Below are 3,894 nucleotides of genomic sequence, written 5' to 3'. Positions count from 1 at the left end.
ATTATCCATTATCCATTATCCATTATCCATTAATGAATACTAGCTTAACTAATTAGGCTTTTATTTAGAAGCTTCTGCTTCAGTAGATTTCCCTGTTTCAGATAAAGTTTCTGCTGCAGGTAAACTAGCTCTTTGGATCAGTTCTTCTTGATAGCGTTCCATATCTTTTTCTAATTCCTCAATGCGTTTATTTCTGCTACGAATTTCTCGCATTTCTCCGAAAGTTGTGATGGTACGTTGCACTCTTGACCACAAGTTAAATACCCATGCCAAAATAGCTCCTAACCCTGTAGCAATTACAAGCTCTATAGATAAAGGGGCTTCAAATTCAATACCTTGAATAAGTTTAATTGTTGTTAATTGGGTATTCTGTAAACTAAATATAACCAACGCTAAACAAACTAAAAAAATTAGCAAAAAATTAATCGGTCTCATTATTTTTGTTTTGATTTATTTTGATAACTACCGATACTTAACTTATACCAGATAAAGTATAGATTGACAATATATTTGACAATTTTGATTAAGTAGCTTAAATTTTTAATCCTCAAATTTTAGGCAACATTATATAGTATAAAAATAAATACTAATTAATCTATTTTTTAATAATTCCTAAAGAGGGCAGTACTCGATATTTTAAAGCTATACCTAAATAAACAAATAAACCAATTAAGATTGTACCTATTCCTATGGGACTAGGAATCCAAAAGACTACATCTAATGAGTTTAATTCTCCTGGATTTAATTTCCAGACAATTTGTTTATCGCTTAGATAAGTTATTGCATCATTTTCAGTTGCTTGAATATTGCTAAAACCCCAAGGCGTAGTTAACTGAAACTCTAAATCTAATAACTCACTTGGATTAACTATAACTTTACTATCGGATGTAGATAGTTGCAAATCTAAATTAATGCTCAATTTATTCCGCAATGCTAAAAACAAATTATTTTGACTAACTTCAATCTGAGATTCTAACTTAGGTAAATCTTCTGTAATATCGGCAGAATAATTGTCAGATTCTTGTACATCTATAGGTTGAAAAAAACGATTAAATTTTTCTTCTAATTCAGCACCATTATTAAAAGGAAGTGTAACTAAAATTTCTTGATAAGATATTTTTTGTGTTTTTCCTTGTAATTTATCAATTCTAGTCTCTATACTTTTTAACCATTCAGAAACTATCTCTCCACTAAAATTATTTAACTCATCTGCTAATTTAATATGTTGCACAATTTCACCATGATTTTGACTCTCGAAATTTATTCCCACTTCATATTGAACGCATCCATTCAGTAGTAAAACTGCCAAAAAACCAATCAAAATAACTTTAAACACTTTCATATCTAAACCTCCCTTGTTGCTACACCTAAATTTTGAAATACAATACATGGTAAATAATAACTATTACCAACTAATTCAGGAAAATTGCCTATATCTACCAAATTTTGAAATGCTTCAAAAATATTACCTGCCACCATTGTATTCTTAACTCTACCCGTTATTTCACCTTTTTCTACCTTATAACCTAAATCCAAATTGACAGAAAATTCTCCGGCTAATTGATTAGATTTACCCCCTCCTAATACCCGGTCCACTATTAAACCTTCTTTTATATTACTAATCAATTCTCTTGGAGAAGCTTGCCCAGGACTAATACTCAAATTTACTAAACTAGGAGTTGGTTGAGATAGTCCATCTCGGAAACCATTACCAGTGGACTTGCATCCAGCACAAGCAGCCCATTTTTGGTCCCAATAGAAACTTTTCAAAGTCCCTGCTTCTATAAAAGTCTTAACCATAGTTGGGATACCTTCATCATCAAAGGAACAAGCATCAGGCCCTATATTTGGGTCTTCAAAGAGAGTAAAGCGAGGATCGAACATAGTTTCTCCTACTTTATTAGCAAGAGGGGATGTTTCTTGTGCAACAACCTGTCCAGATAAAACAGTTTTAAATAATCTAGCGATCGCCTTTCCTACTGCTGTGGGAGTAAAAAATACGGGAAAATTTCCAGTAGTAATCTTAGCTGAGTTTTCTGCCCATTGATATTTTTGGATTAATTTTTCTAGTAGTTTATTGATATCTAAGGGTAGATCGCTTATTACATCTGAAGTAGATATCTGGAGAAAGTCTTCATTCCGAACTAAGTTACCGGAAATATTAACATTAACTAACTGATTAAACCGTTGAGCAAAAACATCAGTATTAGTCAAAATTTTAATATTTTTATTCTGAATTTTAAAATCTATATTGACTATAATATTGGGATTATAATCATGAATCCTTTCAATAATTTCTTCACCAGAAAAAATTAATTCATTAACATTAGGTAAATTCAATTCTAATTTTGGGGAATTAAAATTGTATGAAGAAGCAAATTGAAATTGTGCAATATCGCTAACTTTTGCTGTTTGAATTGCTCCCTCAACTAAATCCTCAATTCTCGTCAAATCTGTAGAACTAGCAAAACCTAATCTACCTTGATAAATTAATCTAAGAGCTACTCCTTGTTGAGCCTTAGTTTGTAGAGACTTTAAACAATTATTTTCAAACTTTATTGGTGTTTCCTGAGTAGATAAATAGTAAACTTCTACAGCTTCAGCCTTCTGAGTAGCTAATTTAAGAATTTGCTCTAGAGTAGATTCACTCATATTGACATCTCTTCCAAAAGAGGGAGTAGGGGGAAATAATTAGGGTTTGCTGAAAAATTGGTTGGTGGGGGTAGGACACGGGGACGCGGAGACGCGGAGACGCGGAGATGGGGGGACTCACCAGACGCGAAGGGGGAGTGAGAATCTTGTCTGCTCAAAATCCTAACTTTTTAAGCATAAAGAGCTGAAAAACAGGCACTTTTTCAAGACCTAAAAAGGCTAAAATCTTTATCTGTCAATGCTTTAATATTTAATCAGCAAGCCCTAATTAATAATTAATAATTAATAATTAACAATTACATCTCTTTGAAAACGGATTAGGATTAACGCGGTAGGGAAAAATTTTTTTTCTCTTGGTCGATTGGATATTGCTCCGAGACTTCCCCATCCTTCGACCGCTTTTTTCTCCTTTAAGAGCCTTTAAGAGAGAGAATTTTCACCTTAATTATTAGGTAGAATTGGGGTTGATCAAGCGGAGCAACTTGTCTTTTAGCTATCCCCTACTCCTAATACCAATTACCATAAATTAATGCTTAACTTAAGTAGCACTTCAATTATTAAGTAATTAACACAAACAGGATGGATTTTTTGATAATTAGCGCCCTATTTACTATTAATTATTCTGATATTTACTTTTCCCCCGCTCCCCCACTCCCCCGCTCTTGACTCCTAACTCAAAAAATTGTCAAATTAAAATTCATCGTAACTTTGTGCATCGTCACGTTTAGAGCCTAATAAATCTAGTTGGTATACCCTAATTACTGGTTTAGAGCGATTGGCCCCTGTATTACGGTCTTGCCAGTAATCAAACTTGAGAGAACCTTTTACTCCAATCAAATTACCTTTACGAACATAGTCAGCAGCAATTTCTCCAGTTCTACCCCAAATTTCTAAATTGAACCAGTCTGGTTGGTCAGTTTTACTAGAACGACGATTTACTGCCAAAGTTAAATTACAAACCACATTACCAGACTCAAAATATTTAACTTCTGGGTCTCCACCTGCTCTGCCCACCAAAGTAACCACATTTAGACTCATACACTACTATATATATAATTAAATTCCAGTCTGATTACCCACAAGAATATCTCAAGAAGACTAATTATTCAACCATTGCTCAAATCTAACACATTCTCCGGATTCTGTCCTTATCATGTAGCACTATAAAATCAGGGACAGTTAAATTTGCTTACATCAATTCTTGTATAGAACCCATTTGATATCTATTTAATAAAGATATGG

The 3,894-nt window shown here is 33.1% G+C and carries 4 protein-coding genes; all 4 read right to left on the bottom strand.

Features of this window, described 5'->3' with window-relative positions:
• Nucleotides 1-60 precede the first annotated feature (60 nt).
• Nucleotides 61-435, bottom strand: coding sequence for a LapA family protein (locus AC3DU7_RS27775; RefSeq protein WP_488042491.1), 375 nt, complete (start codon nt 433-435; stop codon nt 61-63).
• 160 nt (nt 436-595) lie between these two features.
• Complete coding sequence (locus tag AC3DU7_RS27770; RefSeq protein ID WP_488042490.1) at nt 596-1,342, bottom strand: DUF3153 domain-containing protein; 747 nt, start codon at nt 1,340-1,342, stop codon at nt 596-598.
• 2 nt (nt 1,343-1,344) lie between these two features.
• A complete protein-coding gene (locus AC3DU7_RS27765) occupies nt 1,345-2,652 on the bottom strand; it encodes a TldD/PmbA family protein (RefSeq protein ID WP_488042489.1) in 1,308 nt (435 codons plus the stop codon).
• Between the two features lie 690 nt (nt 2,653-3,342).
• On the bottom strand, nt 3,343-3,690 hold the full coding sequence (locus tag AC3DU7_RS27760) for a single-stranded DNA-binding protein (RefSeq protein ID WP_488042488.1): 348 nt from the start codon (nt 3,688-3,690) through the stop codon (nt 3,343-3,345).
• Nucleotides 3,691-3,894 lie beyond the last annotated feature (204 nt).

It is taken from the genome of Okeania sp., assembly GCF_983059655.1.
This window is presented reverse-complemented; position numbering and strand designations above follow the sequence as displayed.